This window comes from Qipengyuania sp. (assembly GCF_964227205.1).
Taxonomy (GTDB): Bacteria; Pseudomonadota; Alphaproteobacteria; order Sphingomonadales; family Sphingomonadaceae; genus Qipengyuania.
In genome coordinates this window covers 1063512-1088783 of the sequence record NZ_CAXQVB010000002.1, presented here as the reverse complement: position 1 = coordinate 1088783, position 25272 = coordinate 1063512, and the positions used below count along the sequence as shown (strand labels likewise).

Sequence of the window (25272 nt, the reverse complement as noted above, 5' to 3'; positions counted from 1 at the left end):
TCACGTCCCGCCATTCGCAAGGGAGAAAGCATGGCCGATCGTATCCTCGTCCTCGATGCCGGGACCACGTCGACCCGGGCGATGATCCTTGCGCCCGACGGCGCGATGGAAGCGGTCACGCAGGCCGAACTGACGCAGCATTACCCCCGGCCCGGCTGGGTCGAGCACGATGCGGGCGAGATCTGGGAGAAGACGCTATACTGCGCGCGCGAAGTCATGGCTGGAGCGCCCGAGCGGATTGCCGCGATCGGCATTACCAACCAGCGCGAAACCGTTGTCGCTTGGGACCGCACTACGGGTGAACCGCTGGCGCCCGCGATCGTTTGGCAGGACCGCCGCACGGCCGGATTCTGCGCGGGCATGAAGGATTACGGGCACGAGCCGGAGGTCCAGCGGCGCACCGGCTTGCTGCTCGATCCCTATTTCTCGGGCACCAAGATGCGTTGGATGCTCGACCATGACGAGGCAGTGCGGGCTGCGGCAGAGAAGGGCACGCTGGCCTTCGGGACGGTCGAGAGCTGGCTGGTCTACAAGCTTTCGGGCGGGGCGCATCTCACCGATGCAAGCAATGCCAGCCGGACTCTGCTGCTGGCGCTCGACGGGGCGCAGTTTGACGAGGGGTTGTGCGAATTGTTCGGCGTGCCGCATGCGGCCCTGCCCCAGGTGGTCGATACGCATGGCCAGCTGGCCCGGTGCAACGCCGCAATCCTCGGCGCGGGCATCCCGATCTGCGGCATGGCAGGCGACCAGCAGTCTGCAACCATCGGACAGGGGTGCACCGCTTTCGGCGAAACCAAGGCGACCTATGGCACCGGTGCCTTCGTGCTGACCAACAAGGGGCAGGACATTCCGCGCTCGGACAACCGCCTGCTCGGCACCGTACTCTATCAGGAAGCGGGACAGCGGACCTATGCGATCGAGGGGGCCTGTTTCGTCGCTGGCAGCCTGGTTCAGTATCTGCGCGACCAGCTCAGCCTGATAGGCAGCGCCGACGAGACAGAGGCACTCGCCCGCTCAATCGAAGACAGCGGCGAAGTGGTGATCGTCCCCGCGCTGGCCGGGCTCGGTGCACCGCATTGGGCGCCCGATGCACGCGGGGTCATTTCCGGTCTCAGCTTCGCCAGCGGTCGGGCACAGATCGCGCGCGCCGCACTCGAGGCGATGGCGCACCAGACGCACGATCTTGCCAGAGCTTTCGCTGCCGATGGGGCACCCTGGTCGCGACTGCGGATCGACGGCGGCATGAGCGCCAACGACTGGATGGCGCAGGACCTTGCCGACATTCTCGATCTGGAGGTCGAACGCCCCGACTTCGTCGAAACCACCGCGCTCGGGGCAGCCATCCTTGCGGCCGTGGGCAGCGGCATTCACGAAAACCTGGAAGTCGCCGCGCGGGCCATGCGCGGCGGAACGCAATGCTTTGCGCCGCAGATGGAAGACGCGGTACGCAGGGCGCGGCTGGCGCGTTACGCGAAGGCGCTCGCCGCGGCCTGATCAGCCGATCGCGAAGGCTTGGGCCAGGCGCCCGTGGAGCGCGGCCACGGGCGGAGCCGCTACCCGCTCCATCCGCCAGTCGCGATCGAGCCGTGCGACGCGGGCATGGAGCCGCTCGCTCTCCTCGATCAGGGCGCAGGTCGCGGGCTCGAGCCGCGCGAGGTTGTCCGCATCGCTTGCGCGCTCTTCGGGAAGGGCGCCACACCTCGCGAGCTGCTGCTCGGATAGTTCGCCGGCAAGATATGCGCGCTGGTTGAGCAGCCAGGCCAGGACATGCATCAGCCTTGTCGTCGTTCGCAGCCCTTCGATCGACAGGGCGACGCGCGTCAGGTCGTCAGGGTTTTCGCTCCGCTCGGTGAACCGCAGGTCGAAGGCGGCGCGTGCATCGTCGGCGAGGACGAGCGCTTCGGTGTAGAGGTCCTCGATGACTTCTTCGTTGAGATCGCGGGCAGGCATGGGAAAATCCTACCTGTCGCCGCCGCCTGCGGCCAGCGGATTAACCACGCCCGTCCCGCCTTGAAACGCCGGGCACCGAAACGGTGACAATTCAGGCGATGATATCGGGAAGCAGCAGGTCCTCGATCGCTGCGATGCGATCCTTCAGCGCCAGCTTGCGCTTCTTCAGCCGGGCCATCTGCAATTGGTCGACGAAACCGCGCTCCGCGCCGGCCTCGCCCAGCGCCGCGATCGCCACGTCGAGATCGCGGTGCTCGCTGCGTAGCAGCGCCAGTCTCTTGCGCAATTCCTGTTCGTTCACGCCGCCCATTCCCGCCTATCGCCTGTCGCGACCGACCTGCCGCATGCCTTCAACTCGGTGCTTTGTAAATTATCAATCCTGTGGTTTGATACCAGATCTGCGGCTCGTGCCGCGCCTGCGCACGAGTCGCTCCTGAGGTCGTACAACCGTAAAGGAGACTACTCCGATGCAATCATCCCATGTCGATGCGCTTAAAGCCAAGCATGCCGGTCTCGAAGCCCGCCTGCACGAGGAACAGACGAGGCCGGCGCCCGACATCGCGATGATCCAGCAGATCAAGAAGCAGAAGCTCCGGATCAAGGAAGAGCTCGCCTCCTGCTGATTGCGGAAATCGCGGAGCGGGGCCCCGCGTCCCGCTTCCGCATTTCGACTTATTTGCTATAGGCTGCGGCCATGTCAGCCGCAGCTTCCGCCCGCCAGATCCTCACTCGCCTGCACGAGGTCATGGCCGGGCGCACCCACGCCCAGCACAAACTCGACCGGGTGGTCGAGATCATCGCCGAAAGCCTGACGAGCGAGGTCTGCTCGATCTACCTCCTGCGCGAAGGCGCGCTCGAGCTTTATGCCACGCGGGGGCTCAATCCCGAAGCCGTGCACGTCACCAGGCTGGCTGTGGGCGAGGGCCTCACGGGGACCATCGCCGAGAATATCGAGACGCTGAACCTCGCCGAGGCCAAGGCACATCCCGATTTCGCCTATCGTCCGGAAACCGGCGAGGAGAAGTTCCACTCCTTTGCCGGCGTGCCGATCGTCTATCGCGAGCGGGCGGTGGGCGTCCTGTGCGTCCAGCATGTCGAGCCGCGCCGCTATGAGGATGTCGAGATCGAGGCGCTGCAGACCACCGCGATGGTCCTGTCCGAGCTGATCGCACACAAGGAACTGGTCGACGACGAGGAGGCGATCGATCTCGATATCGCGCATATCGAGAACGACGTGCTCGAAGGGCTGACTCTCGTAAAAGGCCTCGCGGCCGGACAGGCGGTGTTCCACCAGCCGAGGATCGAGATCGACCAGGTCGTGGCCGAGGACATCGAGGCCGAACGCCAGCGCGTCTACCGCGCCTTCGACAAGATGCGCGACCAGATCGACGCGATGGCCAAGGAGCCCGAATTCGGCAAGGGCGGCGAACATGTCGAGGTTCTCGAGACCTACAAGATGTTCGCCTATGACGAAGGCTGGAGCCGCCGGATCAACGAGGCGATCGACAGCGGACTGACCGCGGAGGCGGCAATCGAGCGGGTCCAGCAGCGCACGCGCATGCGCATGCGCGAGATCGACGATCCTTTGCTGGCCGACCGGATGCACGATCTCGAGGATCTGTCGAACCGCCTCTTGCGCATCGTCTCGGGGCAACTCGGCACCGCGGCAACGCAGGGCCTCAGGCGCGACACGATCCTCTTCGCACGCAATTTGGGTCCCGCCGAACTGCTCGAATACGATCGCCGACGCCTGAAAGGAGTGGTACTCGAAGAAGGCTCGCTCACCGCCCATGTCGTGATCGTCGCCCGGGCGATGGGCATACCCGTGCTCGGCCGGGTCACAGGAATCAGGACGCGCGTGGCCGAAGGCGACGAGGTGATCCTCGATGCCGACAAGGGCACGGTCACGCTGCGCCCCAACCAGCAGGTACTCGACGCCTTCGAAACGCGTTTCGCCCGTACGCGCGAAAGGCAGGCGACCTATGCCGAGCTGCGCGACGTCGAGCCGTTCACGCGCGATGGCACGCGCATCACCGTGATGATGAATGCGGGCCTGCGCGACGACATGAGCGCGCTGGCCATGAGCGGGGCCGACGGGGTCGGACTGTTTCGCACCGAATTCCAGTTCCTGGTTTCGTCCACCCTGCCGCAGCGCGACCGGCAGATGCGGCTCTATCGCGACGTCCTCGATGCCGCGGGCGACAAGCCGGTGGTGTTCCGGACGGTCGATATCGGCGGCGACAAGGCCGTGCCCTATCTCGACAATGCCGTGGCCGAGCGTGACGAGAATCCCGCGATGGGATGGCGCGCATTGCGACTCTCGCTCGAACGCGAAGGGCTGCTCAAGGCGCAGGCGCGGGCGCTGCTCGAAGCGGCGGCGGGCCGCAACCTCTCGGTCATGTTCCCGATGGTCAGCGAACCGTGGGAATTCGATGCTGGCAAGCAAGTGTTCGAGGACCAGCTCGCGTTCCTGCGCGAACGCCGCAGGCTGCTGCCCGAAAGCATCGAATACGGCTGCATGCTGGAAGTGCCCGCACTTGCCGAAGCGCTCGACCTGTTGGCCCCGAAACTGTCCTTCATTTCGGTTGGAACCAACGATCTGACGCAGTTTCTGTTCGCGGCCGACCGCGCCAATCCCAAGCTGGCCGAGCGCTACGACTGGCTGAGCCCGGCGATTCTGCGCTTTCTGGCGCGCGTTTCGCAAAACCTAGTCGGCCACAACGTCAGGCTTGGTGTCTGCGGCGAGATGGGCGGTCGACGGCTCGAGGCACTTGCGCTGCTCGGTATCGGTTATCGCCGCCTATCGATAACGCCGGCAGCGGTCGGGCCGATCAAGGAACTGGTCCGCAAGGTCGACCTTGTCGAATTGACCGAACAGATGTCGCGCTGGCTTGCCGCGCCGCCGCCGGACATGCGCGGCGCCTTGCAGACCTGGGCGAGCGAGCACGATATCGACCTCGACTGATTTCGTCGTGAAACCGCCTCTATTCGTCGGCAGCGTGCAGCTGTGCTATGATGCGTGCTTGACAGGCGTGCCGTAGGTTCGCTTTTCCTGCGTCAAGACCAGAGGCGGGAAAACCGCGGGATCGCATTATCGGGGACCGCATGAGCGACGAAGAATCCATTGAAGACAGCCCAGCGGCAGACACGGGCGGTGTCGGTGCGCGGCTGAAGCGCGCGCGCGAAGCGGCAGGGCTGGAACTGGCGCAGGTCGCTGCCGAAACGCGTATCCCTCAGCGGCACCTTCTGACGATCGAAAACGGCGAGCTTACCGAACTTCCGGCACGAACCTATGCGGTCGGCTTCTCGCGGACCTATGCCCGGCTGGTCGGGCTCGATGAACGCGAGATCGTCGATCAGGTTCGCATCGAACTGGCCGAAGGCGAAGATCGCGGCGCGGCTCCCACGCGTTTCGAACCAGGCGATCCGGCGCGAGTCCCGGGCCGCGGCCTTGCTTGGTTTGCGCTGTTCGCGGCGGTGCTGCTCATCGGCGGAATCTATGCTTTCTACAGCAGCTATTTTGCACCAGGGCTCGGGCCGGCCCCGTTGCAGGATCCTGCACAGCAGACCGAAGCACAGCCGCAGCAAGCGCGCGCCGCGACCGGGAAAGACGCGGAGCCTGCGGCCTCGGGGCCGGTAGTCTTCACCAGCGAAATGGACGGCACCTGGGTCAAGTTCTACGATGCTGCGGGCGAACGGCTCTACGAAGCGCAGATGAACAAGGGCGATAGCTATACCGTTCCTGCCGATGCCGAAGGACCGCTGGTGTGGACCGGCCGACCCTATGCCCTGGCGATAACCGTGGGCGGACGCCCGGTGCCCAAGCTTTCGGAAGATGACGAAGTGATCAAGGACGTGCCCATCACCGCGGCCGCCTTGCTCGCCCGGGCCGAGAGGCCTTCCACTTCCGAAGAGTCCGTCGCCAACGGGGGCTGACACCTCTCTGTCCTCCCCGGAAAGGGGATAAGCCCGCTTCATGACCTCGACAGATTCGCGGGGCTAGGGCACTTTCACAACCTACGGATATCCCACGAGGAGCCTACCGATGACGTTCGGATCGTTCGCCCGCAACCTGTCCTTCATGGGGGCCGGGTTTGCCCTCTTGGCCAGCGCGACGCCCGCCTTGCCGCAGGACGGCAATGACGAAGCGCGCCTGCGCCGGCTCGAGGCCGAGGTGCGCGCCCTGCAGCGCAAGGTCTTCCCCGGCGGCGACGGGCGCTTCTTCGAACCGGAAATCAGCGCCCAGCCGACGGTGCGCTCGACCGTGACCAATCCGTCGACGAGTGCAGTGACCGATATTCTCGCGCGCCTCGACGCGCTCGAGGCGCAGTTGCAGCGCCAGACCGCGCTTAACGAGGAAAACGGCAACACCATTCGCTTGCTGACCCAGCGGATCGATGCGCTCGAGGGCGCGAAAAGCGCGAACGCAGTGGTGGAGGCGACGCCTAAGGCGACGGCTCCTGCAAGTTCGGGTACCTCGCGCTCGGTCGCGACGGCGAAGCCTGCCGGCCCAAGTGCCGAACGCCTTGCCGCGGTGCAGGCAATCGCCAAACCGCAAACCGACGATCCGGGCGACGATGAATATTCCTATGGTTTCCGCCTGTGGGATGCGGGGTTCTATCCCGAAGCGCAGCAACAGCTTACGCTGTTCGTCGAGAATAACCCCAAGCACTGGCGTACGACCTATGGTCGTAACCTGCTGGGGCGCGCCTATCTCGACGATGGCAAGGCCAAGGAGGCTGCACCGTGGTTCCTGAAGAATTATCAGGAGGACAAGACCGGAGCTCGTGCGGGCGACAGCTTGCTCTATCTCGCGGAGTCGATGATCGCGCTCAAAGACACGCGCCGCGCATGCATCGCGCTTGCCGAATTCTCCGAAACCTACCCGGCGCTGGCCGCGGGACGCCTGCAGAGCCAGTACGAAGCCACGCGCGGTAAGGTGAAGTGCAATTGACGCAGCTATCGATCCCGCGCTGTTAGCGCGTTTCGAGGCCGATCTCCGGCGCATCCGGCCCGAGGGCAAACTCGGTCTTGCCGTCTCCGGCGGTCCCGACAGCATGGCGCTGCTGGCCTTGGCCCATGCGCTGCTGGGTGGCGGGGTCGCGGTGGCGACAGTCGATCACGGACTGCGCCCCGAAGCGGCGGCGGAGTGTGCGCTGGTGGCCGAGGTGTGCGAACAGCGTGCCATTCCCTGCCGGATCCTGAGCGTCGAGGTCGAAAAGGGCAATGTCCTCGATCGGGCCCGCACCGCTCGCTATGCCGCGCTTGGCGCTTGGGCGGAGAGCCAGGGGCTGGCGGCGATCGCAACCGCGCATCATGCCGACGACCAGACAGAGACGCTCATCATGCGGCTCAACCGTGGAAGCGGATTGGCGGGGCTTGCCGGCATCCGTTCCTCGACCATGATGGAAGGCTGCCCCGTTCCCATCGTTCGTCCCTTGCTCGGCTTTCGCAAAAGCGAGCTGCGCAATCTGCTCGAGCGTGCGGGTGTGCCCTTCGCCGAGGACCCGAGCAATCGCGACGCGAGCTACGAACGCGTACGCATCCGGCGCCATCTCGAGCGGGCCGACTGGATCGATTCTTTGGCGGTATCCCGATCTGCAGCCCATCTGGAACAGGCGGAATGCGCGCTCGACGCGGTCACTCTCGAATTATGGGAAAGCCGGGCTTCGGTCGGCGCGGCGCGGGTCGCTGTTCCCGCATCGGACTCTCCCGAAATTACGCGGCGGCTGCTTGGAATGGCTGTCGCTTCGCTGGGCGGCATGGCGACGCAAGGGCAGATCGCGGCGTTTCTCGACAGCGGGGATCGACGTGCGAATGTTGCGGGCGTGCTGATCGAGCGGCAGGCTGAAGGCTATGTCTGTACGCCCGAACCGCCGCGGCGGGGCGAAGCGCGCCAGATCAGATGATGCTGTCGCCAAGGCCAATCCGCTGGCCATTGGTGATCACTACCTTGTCGCCCTGCTTGGCAATGGCGAAAAGGCGCTTTGCAATATCGTCGGGAACGCCGATGCAGCCGTGGCTGGCATAGCCGTTCTGCACTTCGCTGCCGCCGTGGATGGCAACCCCGTCGTTGGTCAGGAACATGCTCCAAGGCATGGGCGCATCGCCGTACTTCTCGGAAACGTTGTGCCGTTGCTTCCACAGGATCGGGAATACGCCTGTGGGTGTGGGATGCTCGTCGGTGCCCAGCATGACCGCCGCCGCGCCGATTTCATAGCCGCCGCGGAAGATCGAGATGACACGCGCTTCAAGGTCGACGGTGACGAGCAGAGGGCCGTCGGGAACATCTTCGTCGTTCCAGTGCCACTCGCCATATTTGATCGGGCCATCGATCGGCAGGATCCGGCGCACCGTGTACAGGCGATCGGCATCGGCCGCCGCCTTCGCGGCGATTGCACCATGGGCGAACACTGGCTTGGCGGCAGGCTGGGTCGAAACGACGGACGCTTTTGCCCGTTCGTCATCGGCCGTTGCACGTCCACCAAGAGCGACCCCTGCGAGCACCAGCCCGACAGCAACCGTTCCGCCGCCGATCCACTTCAGTATATGATCCATGCAGGGACTATGCCCGTATAACGATGAATTTTCCAGCAACGCGAATTTGCCGTCCCGCGCGGGCACATTTCGCCTGCAGCAAACTTACCGCGCCAATGCGGCAGCCTCGCGCGCGAGTCGCTCAACCTCGATCTCGTCGATTGCACCGCGCGGTGCAACCCAGCTGCCTCCCACACACAGAACGGGATCGAAAGCGAGCCATTCGGCGGCATTGCCCGGCGAAATCCCACCGGTCGGGCAGAAGCGGCACTGGCCGAATGGCGCGGCGAGCGCCTTGAGTGCGGGAAGTCCGCCAGCCGCCATGGCCGGGAAGAACTTGAAATGGGTCAGGCCGAGGTCGAGCCCGCGCATGATGTCGCCTGCATTGGCAATTCCGGGCAGGAAGGGAATTGCGGCAGCGTTCGCGGCCTTGCCGAGCGGTTCGGTAAGCCCGGGCGAAACGATAAACTGGCTTCCCGCATCGATCGCTTCGGCAAGCTCCTGCGCATTGGTCACCGTGCCGGCTCCGACGATCGCGCCGTCGACTGTGCTCATCGCGCGGATCGCATCGAGTGCGACGGGCGTCCGAAGCGTGACTTCGAGTACCCGAAGGCCGCCTGCGACCAGCGCGCGCGCGAGCGGTTCGGCTTGTTCCAGCTCGTCGACCACGATCACCGGGATGACCGGCGCAGTCTGCATGATGTCGGCAATGGTCATGCGTGTTCCCTGACAAAGGCTGCAGCGGCCCCGAACAGGCCCGGCTGCGGATGGGTGATGAGTTTGACCGGGATCGACGCCATCAGTTCCTGGAAACGGCCCTTTGCCTTGAACCTTTCGGCAAATCCCGATTTGAGCAAGGTTTCGCGGATGCGATAGCCGAGGCCGCCGGCGATCACCACACCGCCGAACCCGCCTTGCGCCAGCGCGATGTCGCCGGCCACGCTGCCCAGCGACATGCAGAAGCGATCGACCGCGGCGGCGGCGAGACTGTCGCTGCCATCCTGGCCGCGAGTCCAGATCGCGATGTCGTCTTCCTCCGCGACCGGTCGGCCCTCCATGGCGGCGAGCGTCTGGTAGATGTCGGAAATGGCCGGACCGGCCACGACGCGTTCGACCGACACGCGAGTATGGCGCTTGCGGAGGCGGGCGAGAATCGCATCGTCGATCATGTCGAGCGGGGCGAAATCGATGTGCCCCCCTTCCGTGGCCGAGACACGATAGGTCCCATCGGCCTCGCGATAGAGATGGGCGACGCCAAGGCCCGTCCCGGGGCCGAGGACGCTCAGGCGACCAGTCGGGGCAAGCGGCTTTTCAGGGCCGGTGAGATGGATGAACTGGTCGTCGCCGACCCGCGCGACGGCATGGGCGACCGCTTCGAAGTCATTGACGATGCAATACTCCTCAACCCCCAGTTTCTCACGCACAAGCGCGGGTCGGATGATCCACGGATTGTTGGTGAAGCGGATAACCTCGCCGCCGACCGGACCGGCAATGGCCATCGCGACCCGCGGGGGCAGCGTCCCGCCCATCCGCTCGCGGAAATCCTCCCATGCGGTCTGGAAGCTGGCGTGGTCTTCCGTGTGAAGCGTTTCTGGCTCGCCCAGCGTGATTGTGCCGTCGTCGGCTACGCTTGCTATGGCAAAGCGTGCATGGGTGCCACCGATATCGACGCTGACGAGATCCATGCTCACAACCCCGCCATCGCGAGCATGGGCGATGCGCCCTGCTCGGCGCCATCCGCACCGGCACGGAACATGGCGAAGAGCTCGCGGCCCATTCCGATTTCGGGATCGGGCGCGGGGGCCGGCTCGCGGGACGCGAGATCCGCTGCGGTCGAAAGTTCGCCTGTCGCGGCGCATACCCGCACGAGGTCGCCATTGCGCAGCTTCGCGAGCGGGCCGCCACCGAGCGCTTCGGGTGTACAGTGGATCGCTGCGGGGACCTTGCCCGACGCGCCCGACATGCGCCCATCGGTCACGAGGGCCACCTTGTAACCGCGGTCCTGCAGCACACCCAGCGCAGGTGTGAGCTTGTGCAGTTCGGGCATACCGTTGGCGCGGGGACCCTGGAAGCGGACGACCACTACGACGTCCTTGTCGAGTTCGCCCTTTCGGAATGCCTCGTTGACCGACGGCTGGTCCTCGAAAACCCGGCAAGGGGCTTCGATCGTCCACCGCTCGCGCTCGACGGCGGAGGACTTGAAACAGGCGCGGCCGAGATTGCCTTCGACCAGCCGCATGCCACCATCGGCCTGGAAGGGATCCGTGGCGGGGCGCAACATCTCGGTGTCGCCTGAAGGCCCCGGATCGCGCCAGCTCAGGGCGTCGCCGTCCATGCCCGGCTCGCGCGAATAGGCTGCAAAGCCGCCATCCCAGACCGTCGCAATGTCCGCGTGTGCAAGGCCTTCATCGAGCAAGGTGCCGATGACGTAACCCATGCCGCCGGCCTCGTGGAAATGGTTCACGTCGCCCGAGCCGTTGGGATAGACGCGTGCGACCAGTGGTACCGCCGAGGAGAGGTCTGCCAGGTCGGTCCAGTCGAACCGGATACCGGCGGCGCGTGCCATGGCGGGAATGTGGATCGCGTGGTTGGTCGATCCGCCGGTGGCGAGAAGACCTATGGCGGCATTGACGATCGCCTTCTCGTCGACCACGCGCGAGAGCGGGCGAAAATCCTCACCGGTCTTGCCGATGGCGGCGAGCCGGTGGGTGGCGGCGCGGCTCAATTCCTGCCGCAGTTTCGCACCCGGCTGGACGAAGGCGGCGCCGGGCACATGGAGGCCCATCATCTCCATCATCATCTGGTTGGAGTTGGCAGTGCCGTAGAAAGTGCAGGTGCCGGGCGAATGGTAGCTGCCCATTTCGCTGGCGAGCAATTCCTCGCGCGTCGCCTTGCCTTCGGCGTAAAGCTGGCGGACGCGCTGCTTTTCCTTGTTGGAAATACCCGTGCCCATCGGGCCGGAAGGGATGAAGATCGCTGGCAGATGGCCGAAGCGCAGTGCGCCCATCAGCAGGCCGGGCACGATCTTGTCGCAAATGCCGAGCAGCGCGACGCCGTCATACATGGCGTGGCTCAGCGCGATCGTAGTCGACAGCGCGATCGTATCGCGGCTGAAAAGCGACAATTCCATGCCCGCCTCGCCCTGGGTCACTCCGTCGCACATCGCCGGCGTTCCGCCAGCGACCTGGACAGTGGCTCCGACTTCGCGGGCCCAGATCTTCATCCGCTCGGGATAGCGATAATAGGGCTGATGAGCCGAAAGCATGTCGTTATAGGCGGTCACCACGCCCAGGTTCGGGCCCTTGGCCGCCATGATTGCGGCCTGGTCCTCTTCCGCGCCGGCGAAAGCATGCGCGAGGTTCGAACACGACAACGATCCGCGATTGACCTGCCGCTCGCCCTCGCGCTCCATCAGCTCTAGATAGGCGGCGCGGCTGTCGCGCGAGTTGGCGATCACCCGCTCGGTAACGCGATGGATCGTATCGTGGAGCGGTTTATTCGTCATGCCAGCTCACCCCGTCACGTTCGGCCAGCGCGATGGCGGCGCTGGGGCCCCAGCTACCCGCGCCATAGGCCTTGGGCTTGATCTCTTCGCTCTCCCACAGCGCACGAATGGCATCGATCCAATCCCACTGCGCCTCGACCTCGTCGCGACGAACGAACAGCGTCTGGTCGCCCTCGATCAGGTCGAGCAGCAGGCGCTCATAGGCGATGCGGCGCACCGCGCCCGAAAAGGCGTCGGGCATGGCGATGTCGAGCGGTACCTGTCGCAGGCGGATGCCCTCGCGGTCGAGACCGGGGACCTTGGCCATCATCGACAGCTGGACGTTCTCTTCGGGCTGGATGCCGATGACAAGACGGTTGGGCTGGGTGCTCGCCCCGCGTCCCTCGAAGATCGAATGCGGGATGCAACGAAACTGGACCACGATTTCGGTCACGCGCTCGGGCAAACGCTTGCCGGTGCGCAGGTAGAAGGGCACGCCCTTCCAGCGCCAATTGTCGACATGCGCCTTAAGCGCGACGAAGGTCTCGGTGTCGCTATTCTTGCCGAGCTCCTCGTCATAACCGGGCACTGCCTCGCCATTGACCGCGCCGGCCCGGTACTGACCTGTCACGGTCTCGTCCTTGGCGATGGGACGCAGTGCGCGCAACACCTTCACCTTTTCATCGCGCACCGCGGTCGAATCGAAGCTGGTCGGAGGCTCCATCGCGACCAGCGCGAGCAGCTGGAGCATGTGGTTCTGGACCATGTCGCGCAGCGCCCCGCTGTCGTCGTAATAAGCCACCCGCGATTCCAGCCCGACCGTTTCGGCGACGGTGATCTGGACATGGTCGATATAGGTCGAGTTCCACACCGGCTCGAACAGCAGGTTGGCAAACCGCAGCGCCAGCAGGTTCTGGACGGTTTCCTTGCCGAGGTAGTGATCGATGCGAAAGATGCGGTCTTCCGAGAAGGCCTTGGCCACCGCATCGTTAATCTCCTTGCTCGACGCGAGATCGGTGCCGAGCGGCTTTTCGAGACCGATCCGGACGTCGCCTTCGGTCAATCCGGCATGAACCAGCCCGTCGATAGTCGGCTCGAACAGGCTCGGCGCGGTCGAGAGAAAAATAGCGAGGCCTTTCTCGTAGACTCCGACTTCCCTTGCCAGTTCGTCGTATCCGTCAGGCGTGGTGGCATCTACCGGCACATAACTCAGCCGGTTGAGAAACTCGGCGACGCCTCCGCGGCGATGATCCGGCAGGTATTTTTCGAGCGCTTCGCGGGCGAAATCACGATAGTCCTGGGTCGACATTTCGGATCGCGCGGTGCAGACGATCTTCAGTTCGGGTTCGAGCAATCCATCGGCGTCGAGCGCACAGAGCGATGGCAGCAGCATGCGCTGCGCAAGGTCCCCGGTCGCGCCGAACAGCAATAGGCGATCTGCAGGAGCGTTCATGCGGCGGGCCGGGCGATCATCGGTTTCTCCTCTCGGAAGAGGCGGATAACAGCGCAGGCAGGCGTGCGCCAGCCAGCTGCATTCCTATTCTTGGCCGGCGTGGGGATGATCCGCACAGGAAGCTCGAACTGAGCCACCTGCGGAAGAGACTATGGGACGTTAGTCTGGACGAGCTAACGTCGTGTCGAGATTGTGCCGCTCGCGATGATCTTGAGTTTTTGATGGAGGTCAGAAGCAAGAAAGGGCCCCGATGGGGCCCTTTCAATTAGTGATGTGTCTGAGGGCTTACTTGCCGCCCAACAGCCAACCCCAAAAATCCCACATGGTCATACCTCCTGATTGCTCAGGAGTTATATGTCATTAACCATATCTGTTTGTAAAGCTTAAACTATGTTTGCAACGGGCCGTTCTATGTTAAGATCCTGATAATCAAGAAGATTGGATAGGGATAGCGGACGCGAAAAGGCGAAACCCTGGACCTGCTGACACCCTGCATTCTCGAGCAGAGGGACATCCTGGGGGTTTTCGAGTCCTTCTGCGACTACAGTGATTCGCGCGTCGCGGCCCATGGCAGCGATGCTCGAGACGATCGCCAAGGCCTTGGGATCCTTGCCGATATTCGAGACGAACAGCCGGTCGATCTTGATCTCGTCGAACGGCAGTTCGTAAAATGCCTCGAAGCTGGCAGAACCGACGCCGAAGTCGTCCATCGCAATGCGGACGCCGATCGACTTGAGTTCCTCGAGAATGCTTGCGGCTACATTGTGGTCGGAGATTCGCGCGGTCTCGGTTATCTCCAGCGTCAACGACTGGGGTGCGAACCGCGTCGCCTGGAGCACATTGCGTACCAGCCCCACGATGCGCATGTCGCCGAGGAGGGTGGCGGAGATGTTGACCGACATCGTAATCATGTGGCCGCGAAAATGCAGCAATTGTCCGGCCGAGCAGGCGCTCTGGAGAACATAGCGCGTGAGGTGCTCCATGCGCCCGGCCTTCTCGCACTGCTGGATGAAGTGCATGGGTGAAATGAAGCCGCGGGCCGGGTCGTGCCAGCGAACGAGGGCCTCGACCCCGACGATCGAATCTGAGCCGAGATCGATTTTCGGCTGGTAGACGCAATAGATCTCACCTGCTTCCATCGCCTCGTCGATGCGCGCGCGGAGCGAGATATCCCACAGCAGGTCGGTCTGCGACCCGGTTTCGGCAATGGCAATGGGATTGAGGGCTTCGGAGGTCTCTTCGGCGGCAGCTACAGCAGCCGCGAGGCGCGCAGACGGATCGCCATCGATCGAGGCGATGCCGAACGTAATGCCAACATCGACCGAGAATCCGCCAACCTGGACGGGGGCGGCAAAGATCGCGCGCAAACCTTCGAGATGTTCGATGACCGCTTCGGTCTCGTCGTTTGCCACGTGCCAGCCGAGATGATGGCCCTCGCTGTATACAGCCAGGTGGGGATCGGCTGCACGCAGGCGATCGACGAGCTTCAGGACGTAGCTGCCCTTGTCGTCCGAGCGGAGCGTCTTCAGGACCCGTTCGTAATTCTGGATCTTGGCGATGACGATATGGCCGGTGGCAACCGAGTCACGAACGAGCCGTGCTTCCAGCGCCCGTATCTTAGGCAGCCCGGTTTCCAGATTGACCATTTCGAGGCGCCGCTTCCAGCGCCTGCGCGAACGGAACAGGGCGTAGAACAGCAACAGCCCGACACCATAGGACAATTCGACGCGCACACCGATTTTCGCTGTCACGAACAGAAGGATAGGCGCGAAGATGACGACGGCCGCATATGCTATCCACCGCTGCTTTCGGGTCTTGCAGAGCACGAACGCCAAGACGAGAAGAACAGATAGAATAGTCAGGATCGCAGGGCCGCTAAGAGTTCTCGTATAGCCAGCCTTCAGCGTCTCCGCGCCGTATATATCGACATAGCTCGAAGGTGCATTCGAAAGGCTCGGAATCCTTTGCTGATTACCAGCAACTTGTCCGCTGTGCCCAATCACGACCGTCTTGCCGGTTATCTCGACCGGAGTTGTTTGCACGAGGCTGAGCTGACCGGACAAAGCCGCTACGGGAACTGCAGGGATTCGTGGCGGGGGGATGCCGTAATCGATCGAAAAAACTCTCTTCGGATCGCCAGCGATACCGGCCATCGACGAGGCGAAGGATGGTACCTGTTTGCCGTTCACAACGTAGCTATAGTGGAGTTCCCACGCCAAACCGGACCAGTCGCGGTCTGTTTGGTCAGACACCACTCGACCGGCAGCGCCCGCTATTGCGGGAGAAGTGGCCCGTACGACTTCGTCGACCGCCGCCCCTAAAGTCCTCCGATCTACCAGTGTGATCCGTGGACCGAGATCGGAAATCGCGCGTGCGAGCCTTTCATCCGCTGCTGGATCGTCCGATTCAGCGAAGGTAATGTCGAGGTAGACTTTGCCCACGCCTTTGCGATCGAGCTCGTCGAGGGCGCTTGCCAGTTCGTATCGCCTCTGCGGCGACCTCGGATCGTTCAGCGCTTCATCCGAACCGATGAACACTATGTCGCCGGAGGGTGCTCGCTCCGCAACGCGCGACTGTATCAGCCAAAAGACCTGATCCATCGGCTGGAGAAACGAGATTCCGTAGAGCGCGAGCGACAGCAGACCCGCCCACAGGATATGGCGCAGGCGCTCGAACAGCCGCCCGCCGAACAGCGAATACAACTGATCGAGGGTCGGCCCAGTCAGTTTCGAGATGCGTTGCTCACCCATCGAGCGCCCTTATGAGGCTCTTAAGTTTAAGAAAGTTTTGATGGGGGCGTCGCGTATCCCTCGTAAGCCAACGGGGCTGCGGCTTGCGAAGGTAAATTCCGCTTTAGGAATTTACCTGAAGGAAAAGCTGTTTATGGGTTCCGCTGCGCGTGTCTGCAGGCTTTTTTCTTATTACAGAAGAGTACCATAGCGCCGAGCGCTCACGGTTTGCCGGATCGGTTAACACCCCGGCGGAAACGTATCAGGCTACCGCGCCGAACAGGTCGTGGGCGTCGCTGTCCTCAATTGAGACAGTTACGATATCTCCAGGAGCGAGCACCTGCGGCACGTTTCGCAGATAGACCGCTCCGTCGATCTCGGGAGCGTCCGACTGGCTGCGCCCGGTCGCACCTATGTCGCCATCCTCGTCGGGTTCGCCGACTTCGTCGATGATCACGGGGATCCGGCGGCCTACCTTGCTTGCGAGCTTCGCGGCGCTGATCCGTTCGGTGACCTCCATGATCCGCGTGTAACGCTCTTCCTTAACCTCCTCGGGCACGGGGTCGGGCAGGGCATTCGCCTGAGCGCCTTCGACCGGCTCGAAACGAAAGGCGCCCACACGGTCGAGCTGGGCCTCTTCGAGCCAGTCGAGCAGATATTTGAAATCCTCCTCGGTCTCGCCGGGGAATCCGACTACGAAACTCGACCGGATCGCGATCTCGGGACAGATCTTGCGCCAGCCTTTGAGGCGCTCGAGCACCTTGGCCTCGTTCGCGGGGCGCTTCATCGCGCGCAGCACTTTGGGGCTGGCGTGCTGGAACGGAATGTCGAGATAGGGTGTGAGCAGGCCTTCGGCCATCAGCGGGATCACCGCGTCGACATGCGGATAGGGGTACACATAGTGGAGCCGCACCCAGGGTGGCACGCCGCCGCCGATGTCAAGCTGGCCCAGTTCGCGCGCGAGATCGGTCATATGTGCGCGCACCTCGCGGCCCTTCCAGCTGCGGCTCTCGTGCCGCGTGTCGACGCCATAGGCGCTGGTGTCCTGACTGATCACGAGCAATTCCTTCGTCCCCGCCGCGACCAGCTTTTCCGCTTCGCGCAGCACGGCGTCGATGCGGCGGCTGGCGAGCTTTCCGCGCAGGTCGGGGATGATGCAAAAGGCGCAGGAGTGATTGCAGCCTTCCGAGATCTTCAGATAGCTGTAGTGGCGCGGCGTGAGCTTCACGTCGGGCTGCGGGATCAGGTCGACGAAGGGACCCTGGCTCGGCGGGGCGTGTTCGTGGACGGCTTCGACGACCGCTTCGTATTGGTGCGCCCCTGTCACCGCGAGCACGCTCGGATGCGCGGCGCGGATGGCATCGGCCTCCTCGCCCATGCATCCGGTTACGATCACGCGGCCGTTCTCTGCAATCGCCTCGCCGATCGCCTGCAAGCTTTCCTCCTTGGCGGAATCGAGAAAGCCGCAGGTGTTGACCAGCACGACGTCGGCACCGGCATAGTCGGGGCTCATCGCATAGCCGTCGGCGCGCAGGCGCGTGAGGATGCGCTCGCTGTCGACCAGGGCCTTGGGACAGCCGAGGGATACCATGCCGACCTTCTTCTGGTCGGGGATCGGGGTGGTGGTAGTGCTCATGATTGCGCGCGCCCCTACACCCGAACGGGCAATTACGCTAGCGTCCTGCTGGCAGAGGGTTCCGGGGAGAACAGAAATGGGCGAAATCAACTTCTGGGCGGTGGTGCTGGGTGCGCTGGCCTTCTTCCTCGTCGGAGCGATCTGGTACGGCGTGCTGTTCGGCAAGGCCTGGCAGAAGGCTGCGGGCATCACCGACGATCAGCTTGAGGGCAGCAATATGGCGCTGATCTTCGGCCTGACCTATCTTGCCGAATTGGTGATCGCGCTGACCTTGTGGCACGCGATAACGCGCAGCGGAGCGAGCGATCGGGCGGTGATGATGATGGCTGTCGGCTTCGGGGCGACGATCATGGTTCCGGCAGTCGGTATCAACTACCTCTACCTACGCAAGAAAATGGCGCATTTCCTGATCGATGCCGGCCATCTGATTGTCGGCATGGCGGCGATGGGCGGGGTCTTCCTGCTGTTTCGCTAGCGTTCAACCGCGATTGCCATCGTCGGGGTCGTGGCCGTCACCCTGCGCTTCGCCGCTGGTGGTGGGGACGATCTCGACCACGACATCGCCGGGTTGAAGAGTCTGGCACTCGGGCTCCCAGAAGCCGAGCACATTGCCTCCGCGATAGACTCTGAGACCGCGCCCGCCCGTTCGCAACTCGGCAAGCGTTTTGCCGCATTCCTCGGGCGTGACTTCGCGCTCGACCAGTTGGACACGGCCGGAAATGCTCGCGAGGTCGGCGAGATATTCGGCGATGTGCTCACCCTTGGCGCTTCCCGCGAGCAGCAGGCCGGTGAAGCGAACCGGATTGATGACGTTGCTGGCTCCGGCCTGCCGTGCGATCGACTCATTGTCGTCGGCGCGCACAACGACGCTGATCGGAACGTGCGGTGCCAGCGCCCGCGCGGTTAGAGTGATGAGGATGGTAGTGTCGTCGCGACCGGCCGAAATCAGCACGTTGGAGGCCTGCGCGATCCGCACAGCCTTGAGCGTCTCGTCCCGCGTGGCATCGCCCGCCATCACGTTGCAGCCGAGCGCCTCGGCCTCGGCCAGGCGGTCCTCGCTCGGGTCGATTACCACGATCCGGCTCGGTTCGGTGCTCCGCTCGATCAGTTCTGCGACCGCCTCGGATCCCGAAATGCCGAAGCCCAGAACCACGATGTGGTCGCGCAATTGTTCCTGGATCCGCGCCATGCGCCACTGCTCCCATGTGCGTTTGATGAGGAAGTTATAGGCCGTACCGACAAAGATGAAGAGGACGGCGAAGCGGACCGGCGTCACGATCACCGCTTCGACCAGCCGCGCGCGGTCCGAAATCGGGGCGATATCGCCGAAACCGGTGGTGGTGATCGAGATCATCGTGAAATAGACGACGTCGAGAAAGCTCACCTCGCCGTCGAGATTGTCGACCAGCCCTTCGCGGTCCCACCAATGGATCATGATCACGATAAAGATCAGCAGAAGCGCCAGACCCAGACGGATGCCAAGGTCGCCCCACACAGGGATGCGCACCGCGCGGCGCAGGGGCTTGATGCCCTTGCTCATCCTGAGTTGCTGGGTGCGCGCGTCGGCCACTAGGTGAAGCGCTCCGCCAGAGCGCCGAGCGAGGCGTGGTGTGTCAGGTCGAGCTGAAGCGGGGTGACCGAGATGTAGCCTTCGTCGATGGCTTCGAGGTCGGTGCCGTGGTCGAGCGTATGCTCGATCGCCTCGAGCCCGAACCAGTAGTACTTGAACCCGCGTGGGTCACGCCCCTCGACCACGGTACCGCGCGAATAATCGTGAAAGCCCTGCCGCACGGCGCGGATGCCCTTGACCTCACCGGCAGGAAGCGGCGGGAAGTTGACATTGACCAGCGTGCGCTTGGGCAGAGGCGCATCGAGCAGCGGGGCGAGCACCTTCGCGCCCCATTCGACCGCGGCGCCAAAGGGGACGTCCTCGCCCAGTCCCTCTTTCGAATAGACTTGGCTCAGCGCGATCGAGCGGACCCCCGCGAGCGCGCCTTCGATGGCCGCCGAAACGGTACCCGAATAGGTGATGTCGTCGGCCAGGTTCGCCCCGCGGTTGACGCCAGATAGTATGACGTCGGGCAGCCCGTCTATGACCTTGCGCATGCCCATGGTGACGGCGTCGGTCGGCGTGCCGGTGACCGAGAAGCGGCGTTCGTCATGCTTGCGCAGCCGCACCGGGCGGGTGAGCGTCAGCGCGTGACCCATGCCCGACTGTTCCTCGTCGGGGGCGCAAATCCAGATGTCATCGCTGAACTGACGCGCGATCGCTTCGAGCACCTCGAGGCCCGGCGCCCGGATACCGTCGTCATTGGTGAGGAGGATTCGCATCAGGACCGAGGCTCCAGCTTGGTGACACCACCCATATACGAGGCGAGCGCCTCGGGCACGGTAATGCTGCCATCGGCTTGCTGGTAATTTTCCATCACCGCCACCAGTGTGCGCCCGACCGCGAGGCCAGATCCGTTCAGCGTGTGGACGAACTGCGTCTTCTTCTCTCCTTCGGGGCGATAGCGGGCATTCATGCGGCGGGCCTGGAAATCGCCCGTGTTCGAGCAGGAGGAAATCTCACGCCAGGCGCCTTGTCCCGGCAGCCATACCTCGAGATCGTAGGTCTTGCGCGCGCCGAAGCCCATGTCACCGGTGCACAGTAGCATGCGGCGATAGGGAAGGTTCAGCGCCTCGAGGATGCCCTCGGCACATTTGGTCATGCGCTCGTGCTCGGCCTCGCTGTCTTCGGGGCGGCAGATGCTGACCAGCTCGACCTTCTCGAACTGGTGCTGGCGGATGAAGCCGCGCGTGTCACGGCCGGCCGAGCCGGCTTCGGAGCGGAAGCACAGCGTATGCGCGGTCATGCGAATTGGCTGCGCGAGGTCGGGCAGGATCTCGTCGGCGATCGAGTAGGTCAGCGGCACCTCGGAAGTCGGAACCAGCCAGCGATCGTCGGTGGTGCGGAAGCTGTCCTCGGCGAACTTGGGCAGCTTGTCGGTCCCATACATTGCGGCATCATTCACCAGCACAGGCGGGTTGCATTCGGTGTAGCCGTTTTCGCGCGTCTGCTTGTCGAGCATGAACTGGGCGAGCGCTCGGTGGAGGCGGGCGATGTCGCCGCGCAGGAAAGTGAAGCGAGCGCCCGATAGTTTCGCGCCGGTTTCGAAATCCATGCCCAGCGCGGGGGCGAGATCGGCGTGCTCCTTGGCCTCGAAATCGAACACGCGCTTCGTGCCCCACTGGCGGAGCTCGACATTGTCGCTCTCGTCCGAACCGTCCGGCACATCATCGGCGGGGAGGTTGGGGAGGCGGGCAAGCATGTCGTCAAGTTCGGCACCCGCTTGGACCTCGGCGGCTTCCCATTCGGGCATGCCGGCCTTGATTTCGGCGACCTCGGCTTTGAGCGCTTCAGCCTTCTCCGTGTCGCCCTGGCCCATCGCCTGGCCGATAGCTTTCGATGCCTCGTTGCGGCGACTTTGCGCCTGCTGGACCTTGGTCGTCGCCTCGCGCTTCCTGGCGTCGAGGGCAATGATCCGGTCGGCGACCGGCTCTGCTCCGCGGCGAGCGAGCGCGGCATCGAAGGCTTGCGGATTGGCGCGGATGAGGGCGATATCGTGCATGGCTCGCGCCTATGCCTTCTCGTGCCTGCCTTGGCCAGTCACTTCGCCCCAGATCGATCATGCCCTTTTTCGGGCACTACTCCTGTTCCCACCCGTTCAATGGCAATTCCAAGAGCCTGAAAGGCAAGCAAGTTTGAACGATCAGCCGATCCACCCACCGCGCCGGACGCGTTTCATCGATGTAGTGGACGGCGCGATACGGGCGGGCCGCAAGGTCGGCTTGATCGATCCGCCCTGCCTTGAGAAGGATGCCCTGCTCGAAGAGGCGGCAGAGGCGACCGGGCTCGACGATTTCGGCGATCGCTGGTTCGAACGCCCCTTCGAGGTCCTGCTCGACAGCGTGAAGCACGAGGCGCGCCTCAATGCGGCGGGTGATTTCTCCGCCATGAAGATGTTCCATCACGTGCTGCGTGACCGGCTCTACACGCAGATGTGGTTCAAGCGGCATCCCGAGATACTCGCGCGTCCGCTGAAGAACCCGGTGGTCATCGTCGGCCCGATGCGCTCGGGAACGACGCGGCTTCACCGGCTGCTCGCCAGCGACCGGCGTTTCGCCCATTTGCGCAGCTTCGAAACCATCAGTCCCGTGCCGCGCCCGGGGTACGAAGCCGTGATGGATGGTGAGGAAGCGGACTTCCGCCCCAAGCTCGCCAGCCGCATTCTCAAGGTCGCACGGCTCGCCAATCCGCGCACACTCTCGATCCATCCTACCGGACCCTACGAGCCCGAGGAGGAACTCGGCCTTGTTGCTGCCTCGATGTACGGGATGAAGTGGGAGGCGCAGTGGCATGTCCCGGGATATTCGAAATGGTGCGCGGACGAATCCGCGGTGCCGGCCTATCGCCACATGGCAAACCTCCTCCGGCTGATCGGCTGGTCGCAGCAGGAAAGCTCGCTGCGTCCCTGGATACTCAAGACCCCGCAGCACATGCTCGACCTGCCCGCACTGCTCGAGGTCTTTCCCGACGCGCGGCTGATCTTTACCCACCGCGACCCCAAAAAAGTCGTCGGCAGCGCCGCCTCGCTCGCCTGGAACCAGACGATCATCTATTCGGACCACAACGACCCGGTCGAAACCGGTCGCGAATGGTTCGGCAAGACCGCGACGATGATCGAACGCATGCGCACTGCGCGCGACAGTATCCCGCGCGATCGGATGATCGACGTCCAGTACGAGGACATGGAAAACGACTGGCGCGCCACGATGGAGCGTGTCTATCGCTTCCTTGGCTTCGATATCGAACCGGCGCTAGCCGGGATGCAGGCCTATCTCGACCGTTCGGCGAGGCTCAAGCGGCGACCGCATCACTACAGCCTCGAGGAATTCGGCCTGGCGGAAGGCGAGGTCGACGAACGCTTCGCCAACTATACAGAGACCTACGGCATCCCAGTGGAGAATGCAGCGCGGCCTGCGCTCTTGCGGCGGCGCATCGCCCGATAGAAAAAGGGCGGAGTAATGCTCCGCCCTTTGTAGTCGAGAGAGTGCCGGATCAGAACTTGAACTCGCCGGTCACGAAGACCCGGCGCGGGTCGCCGTAGAATCCGGTCAAATTCCCTTCGAGGCCCAGCACGGTACCGGTGACGAAGTCGTAGCCGGCGACGGTGTAGCGCTTGTCGAACAGGTTCTTGGCGTGAACCCCGACCGACCAGCGATCGCTATCGTCGGTATAGACAATGCTAGCATCGACCAGCGCGAAGCCGTCCTGATCGAGCGGTCCGGGCAGTTCGAACTGGCTCGAATCCGAGCGCAACGAGACCGAGCCGAGGAAATCGACGATACCATTGGCGATCGGCAGGCCGAGATCAAACCCGGCATGGGCGGTGATATCGGGTGTGTTCTGGAACACGCGCTGGTCGGCGACATCGTTGCCGAAGGCGTCGATGAAAGTGTTGTACTGCGCGTCGAGGATGCCCAGTGCCCAATTGAAGGTCAGGCGGCTGCCCGGTCCGGCGAAATCCTTGCCGACGATGGCACGGCCTTCGAATTCGAACCCGTCTACATCGGCGTCGCCTGCATTCGAAGTGATGCCGATGAAGCTGTCGTTGGTGCCGTCGCCGTCGCTGTCGAAGCCGACCGAGCCGGGAATCTGGACGTCGGTATAGTCGGCCTTGAAGGCCGCCAGGCTGATGAACAGCCGGTCGTCGAGCAGCGAGGCCTTCCAGCCGATTTCGTAGCTATCGACCTTTTCGGGCGCGAAGCTCAGGAAAGCATACTGGTCGGCGTAATCGCGGTCGCCGTCGCCATCGAGGTCGGGAGCCGCGGTCGACTGGCCGCGCGGGTCGAACCCGCCACCCTTGAAGCCCTTCGAATAGGTGAAATAGAACGTGTGGTTGTCGTTCGGCTTGAAGGCCAGCGAGGCGCGGGGCGTGAATTCCTTGAAGGTCGCGCTGCCGGTAAAGTCGCTGGTCACCGCAATGGCGGTTGCGGTGGAGGGCGGGAAGAGATCCGAGAAACCACCGATGAAGGTGGTCCGCAGAATACGGCTGGTGCGTGTGTCCCAGGTGTAGCGACCGCCCAGCGAGAGGCTGATCTGGTCGGTGATGTCGTAGGTGAAGTCGCCGAAGATCGAATAGGTTTCAGTGTCCACATCGCCCAGCGTTTGCGCGTTGAGGCCGGGCAGGCCGATCAGAGCGCCGGTGGTGAAAAGCGCGACATCGAATGCCGTGAAGGCGTTGGCATCGAGATAGTAAGCGCCGAGAACGCCCGAGAGCCGGTCGCCCTCATAAAGCAGCTGGAGTTCTTGGCTGAACTGCTTGTTGCGATAGATCGCCGGTACATCGAGATCGGACGCGGGGAGGCTGTCGAAATCGATCGGCGTGGTCGAATTGTCCTTGCGGTATCCGGTGATCGACTTGAGCGTGACGGTGTCGCCGACTTCGTATGCGATCGTCAGGCCGCCGCCATAGGCCTCGACTTCCTGTTCGACGACATCGAGCCCGGCTCGTGTATCATAGACGTTGTCGAGCACCGGGGCCCCCGAGAAACGCCCGGCGAGCAGGCGGTGGCCCTGGCGCGGGTCCGAATTGTCCTTCACGTAATCGCCCGACAGTCGGATGAAGAGCGGGCCGGTGTCGAATTCGATCGTCCCGCGCGCGGCCCAGACATCCTTGTTGTAGTTCTCGACCCCGGGCTGGGTGAGGTTGTCGCCGAAGCCGCCGCGCGACAGGCGCGCGCCGCTGACACCCAGTTTCAGGCCGTCACTGAGCGGCGTCGAGGCGGTCACGATGAGGTCGGCCTGGTTGTAGGAGCCGTAGGTTCCACGAACCTTCACCTCGGTGTCGTCGGGCAGGCGCGCTGTGACGTATTTGATCGCACCGCCGATAGTGTTGCGGCCGTAGAGCGTGCCCTGCGGACCGCGCAGGACCTCGATCCGCTCGACATCGTAGACGTCGAGGACCGCACCCTGCGGGCGGTTGAGGTAGATGTCGTCGACATAGAGCCCGACACCCGCCTCGAAACCGGCGACCGGATCCTGCTGGCCGACGCCCCGAATGAAGGCGGTAAGCGTCGTGTTGGTGCCACGGCTGACCTCAAGGGTGAGATTCGGCACTTCCTGCGCGATCTCGGTGATCTCGAGGGTTCCGCCCTTGGTCAGTTCCTCGCCCGAAAGCGCGGTAATGGCGAGCGGCACGTCCTGGATGCGTTCCTCGCGGCGACGCGCGGTGACGACGATGGTGCTGCCGTCTTCGACCTGTGGTGCGGGGGCCGTGTCACCGGCGTCCTGGGCCGAGGCCGGTGCTGCGGACAAGGCCGCAAATGCGACGCCGGCGAGCAAGCTCGCGGCAAGGTAATTGATGGAACGCATGGTCAGTTTCTCCCTCCCGAACATCTTTGTCCGGCATTAATACTGAAACCTGAACCACCTTTCAAG

Annotated in this window: 21 protein-coding genes; 8 read left to right on the top strand and 13 right to left on the bottom strand. The window is 63.7% G+C overall.

All coding sequences use genetic code 11. The annotated features are described in order from the left end of the window. Window positions 1–30 precede the first annotated feature (30 nt). Window positions 31–1494, top strand: coding sequence for a glycerol kinase (locus tag ACEQZ0_RS07360; protein WP_370189844.1), 1464 nt, complete (start codon window positions 31–33; stop codon window positions 1492–1494). Here the strand turns inward: ACEQZ0_RS07360 and ACEQZ0_RS07355 are convergent, their stop codons facing one another. Together ACEQZ0_RS07355 and ACEQZ0_RS07350 are read right to left on the bottom strand one after the other, a co-directional pair. Next, window positions 1495–1950 carry a DUF1465 family protein gene (locus ACEQZ0_RS07355; RefSeq protein ID WP_370189842.1) on the bottom strand — a complete coding sequence of 152 codons (456 nt, stop codon included), beginning with the start codon at window positions 1948–1950 and terminating at the stop codon, window positions 1495–1497. It abuts the gene before it with no gap. Between the two features lie 91 nt (window positions 1951–2041). Then, entirely contained in the window at window positions 2042–2251 is a 210-nt protein-coding gene (locus ACEQZ0_RS07350) for a YdcH family protein (protein ID WP_370189841.1), read from the bottom strand. A 166-nt stretch (window positions 2252–2417) separates the two neighbouring features. On the opposite strand from ACEQZ0_RS07350, the gene ACEQZ0_RS07345 reads away from it, so the two are divergent. The 5 genes from ACEQZ0_RS07345 (at window position 2418) to tilS (ending at window position 7859) form a co-directional block, all read left to right on the top strand. Beyond that, window positions 2418–2573 carry a YdcH family protein gene (locus tag ACEQZ0_RS07345; RefSeq protein WP_370189839.1) on the top strand — a complete coding sequence of 52 codons (156 nt, stop codon included), beginning with the start codon at window positions 2418–2420 and terminating at the stop codon, window positions 2571–2573. A 71-nt stretch (window positions 2574–2644) separates the two neighbouring features. Next, the gene (ptsP, locus tag ACEQZ0_RS07340; protein WP_370189837.1) at window positions 2645–4915 is read left to right on the top strand and encodes a phosphoenolpyruvate--protein phosphotransferase; all 2271 of its coding nucleotides are present in this window, start codon (window positions 2645–2647) and stop codon (window positions 4913–4915) included. Window positions 4916–5055: 140 nt separating this feature from the next. Next, entirely contained in the window at window positions 5056–5886 is an 831-nt protein-coding gene (locus ACEQZ0_RS07335; protein WP_370189835.1) for a helix-turn-helix domain-containing protein, read from the top strand. A gap of 109 nt (window positions 5887–5995) precedes the next feature. Next, the gene (locus ACEQZ0_RS07330) at window positions 5996–6904 is read left to right on the top strand and encodes a tol-pal system YbgF family protein (protein ID WP_370189833.1); all 909 of its coding nucleotides are present in this window, start codon (window positions 5996–5998) and stop codon (window positions 6902–6904) included. Continuing rightward, window positions 6900–7859, top strand: coding sequence for a tRNA lysidine(34) synthetase TilS (gene tilS / locus ACEQZ0_RS07325; RefSeq protein ID WP_370189956.1), 960 nt, complete (start codon window positions 6900–6902; stop codon window positions 7857–7859). The genes ACEQZ0_RS07330 and tilS overlap by 5 nt, the downstream gene beginning before the upstream one ends. Here the strand turns inward: tilS and ACEQZ0_RS07320 are convergent. From ACEQZ0_RS07320 to rimO, 7 genes are all read right to left on the bottom strand, one after another. Beyond that, window positions 7852–8508 (bottom strand): L,D-transpeptidase family protein, encoded by a 657-nt coding sequence (locus tag ACEQZ0_RS07320; RefSeq protein WP_370189831.1) that lies wholly within the window; start codon window positions 8506–8508, stop codon window positions 7852–7854. The genes tilS and ACEQZ0_RS07320 overlap by 8 nt on opposite strands. Before the next feature lie 84 nt (window positions 8509–8592). Next, window positions 8593–9204, bottom strand: coding sequence for a bifunctional 4-hydroxy-2-oxoglutarate aldolase/2-dehydro-3-deoxy-phosphogluconate aldolase (gene eda, locus ACEQZ0_RS07315; RefSeq protein WP_370189828.1), 612 nt, complete (start codon window positions 9202–9204; stop codon window positions 8593–8595). Beyond that, entirely contained in the window at window positions 9201–10172 is a 972-nt protein-coding gene (glk, locus tag ACEQZ0_RS07310) for a glucokinase (RefSeq protein ID WP_370189954.1), read from the bottom strand. Before glk ends, eda begins: the two co-directional genes overlap by 4 nt. Before the next feature lie 2 nt (window positions 10173–10174). Next, the gene (gene edd / locus ACEQZ0_RS07305) at window positions 10175–11992 is read right to left on the bottom strand and encodes a phosphogluconate dehydratase (protein WP_370189827.1); all 1818 of its coding nucleotides are present in this window, start codon (window positions 11990–11992) and stop codon (window positions 10175–10177) included. Beyond that, window positions 11982–13424 (bottom strand): glucose-6-phosphate dehydrogenase, encoded by a 1443-nt coding sequence (gene zwf / locus ACEQZ0_RS07300; protein WP_370189826.1) that lies wholly within the window; start codon window positions 13422–13424, stop codon window positions 11982–11984. Before zwf ends, edd begins: the two co-directional genes overlap by 11 nt. A 383-nt stretch (window positions 13425–13807) precedes the next feature. Continuing rightward, on the bottom strand, window positions 13808–16174 hold the full coding sequence (locus tag ACEQZ0_RS07295) for an EAL domain-containing protein (RefSeq protein ID WP_370189824.1): 2367 nt from the start codon (window positions 16172–16174) through the stop codon (window positions 13808–13810). Window positions 16175–16415: 241 nt separating this feature from the next. After that, complete coding sequence (gene rimO / locus ACEQZ0_RS07290; RefSeq protein WP_370189822.1) at window positions 16416–17789, bottom strand: 30S ribosomal protein S12 methylthiotransferase RimO; 1374 nt, start codon at window positions 17787–17789, stop codon at window positions 16416–16418. A gap of 76 nt (window positions 17790–17865) precedes the next feature. Between rimO and ACEQZ0_RS07285 the strand changes: the two genes are divergently transcribed. Next, window positions 17866–18264 carry a DUF1761 domain-containing protein gene (locus ACEQZ0_RS07285; protein WP_370189820.1) on the top strand — a complete coding sequence of 133 codons (399 nt, stop codon included), beginning with the start codon at window positions 17866–17868 and terminating at the stop codon, window positions 18262–18264. Window positions 18265–18267: 3 nt separating this feature from the next. On the opposite strand, the gene ACEQZ0_RS07280 is transcribed toward ACEQZ0_RS07285, so the two are convergent. From ACEQZ0_RS07280 to serS, 3 genes are read right to left on the bottom strand one after another with little or no spacing between them, the layout of a single operon-like run. Continuing rightward, a complete protein-coding gene (locus ACEQZ0_RS07280; protein WP_370189818.1) occupies window positions 18268–19329 on the bottom strand; it encodes a TrkA family potassium uptake protein in 1062 nt (353 codons plus the stop codon). A gap of 29 nt (window positions 19330–19358) precedes the next feature. Beyond that, complete coding sequence (gene surE / locus ACEQZ0_RS07275) at window positions 19359–20120, bottom strand: 5'/3'-nucleotidase SurE (RefSeq protein ID WP_370189817.1); 762 nt, start codon at window positions 20118–20120, stop codon at window positions 19359–19361. Beyond that, entirely contained in the window at window positions 20120–21400 is a 1281-nt protein-coding gene (gene serS / locus ACEQZ0_RS07270) for a serine--tRNA ligase (protein ID WP_370189815.1), read from the bottom strand. Before serS ends, surE begins: the two co-directional genes overlap by 1 nt. Window positions 21401–21533: 133 nt before the next feature. On the opposite strand from serS, the gene ACEQZ0_RS07265 reads away from it, so the two are divergent. Then, complete coding sequence (locus ACEQZ0_RS07265; RefSeq protein WP_370189813.1) at window positions 21534–22841, top strand: sulfotransferase; 1308 nt, start codon at window positions 21534–21536, stop codon at window positions 22839–22841. A 49-nt stretch (window positions 22842–22890) separates the two neighbouring features. Here the strand turns inward: ACEQZ0_RS07265 and ACEQZ0_RS07260 are convergent, their stop codons facing one another. Next, window positions 22891–25206, bottom strand: a complete 2316-nt coding sequence (locus ACEQZ0_RS07260; protein WP_370189812.1) for a TonB-dependent receptor — start codon at window positions 25204–25206, stop codon at window positions 22891–22893. Window positions 25207–25272 lie beyond the last annotated feature (66 nt).

Bases quoted from the DNA above. Each gene is read 5' to 3' on its own strand.
- ACEQZ0_RS07335 (WP_370189835.1), top strand. From the start codon at position 5,056: ATGAGCGACGAAGAATCCATTGAAGACAGCCCAGCGGCAGACACGGGC.
- ACEQZ0_RS07330 (WP_370189833.1), top strand. From the start codon at position 5,996: ATGACGTTCGGATCGTTCGCCCGCAACCTGTCCTTCATGGGGGCCGGG.
- ACEQZ0_RS07320 (WP_370189831.1), bottom strand. From the start codon at position 8,508: ATGGATCATATACTGAAGTGGATCGGCGGCGGAACGGTTGCTGTCGGG.
- edd (WP_370189827.1), bottom strand. From the start codon at position 11,992: ATGACGAATAAACCGCTCCACGATACGATCCATCGCGTTACCGAGCGG.
- ACEQZ0_RS07360 (WP_370189844.1), top strand. From the start codon at position 31: ATGGCCGATCGTATCCTCGTCCTCGATGCCGGGACCACGTCGACCCGG.
- ACEQZ0_RS07355 (WP_370189842.1), bottom strand. From the start codon at position 1,950: ATGCCTGCCCGCGATCTCAACGAAGAAGTCATCGAGGACCTCTACACC.
- ACEQZ0_RS07295 (WP_370189824.1), bottom strand. From the start codon at position 16,174: ATGGGTGAGCAACGCATCTCGAAACTGACTGGGCCGACCCTCGATCAG.
- rimO (WP_370189822.1), bottom strand. From the start codon at position 17,789: ATGAGCACTACCACCACCCCGATCCCCGACCAGAAGAAGGTCGGCATG.
- ptsP (WP_370189837.1), top strand. From the start codon at position 2,645: ATGTCAGCCGCAGCTTCCGCCCGCCAGATCCTCACTCGCCTGCACGAG.
- glk (WP_370189954.1), bottom strand. From the start codon at position 10,172: ATGGATCTCGTCAGCGTCGATATCGGTGGCACCCATGCACGCTTTGCC.
- zwf (WP_370189826.1), bottom strand. From the start codon at position 13,424: ATGAACGCTCCTGCAGATCGCCTATTGCTGTTCGGCGCGACCGGGGAC.
- ACEQZ0_RS07260 (WP_370189812.1), bottom strand. From the start codon at position 25,206: ATGCGTTCCATCAATTACCTTGCCGCGAGCTTGCTCGCCGGCGTCGCA.
- eda (WP_370189828.1), bottom strand. From the start codon at position 9,204: ATGACCATTGCCGACATCATGCAGACTGCGCCGGTCATCCCGGTGATC.
- ACEQZ0_RS07345 (WP_370189839.1), top strand. From the start codon at position 2,418: ATGCAATCATCCCATGTCGATGCGCTTAAAGCCAAGCATGCCGGTCTC.
- ACEQZ0_RS07285 (WP_370189820.1), top strand. From the start codon at position 17,866: ATGGGCGAAATCAACTTCTGGGCGGTGGTGCTGGGTGCGCTGGCCTTC.
- serS (WP_370189815.1), bottom strand. From the start codon at position 21,400: ATGCACGATATCGCCCTCATCCGCGCCAATCCGCAAGCCTTCGATGCC.
- ACEQZ0_RS07280 (WP_370189818.1), bottom strand. From the start codon at position 19,329: ATGAGCAAGGGCATCAAGCCCCTGCGCCGCGCGGTGCGCATCCCTGTG.
- surE (WP_370189817.1), bottom strand. From the start codon at position 20,120: ATGCGAATCCTCCTCACCAATGACGACGGTATCCGGGCGCCGGGCCTC.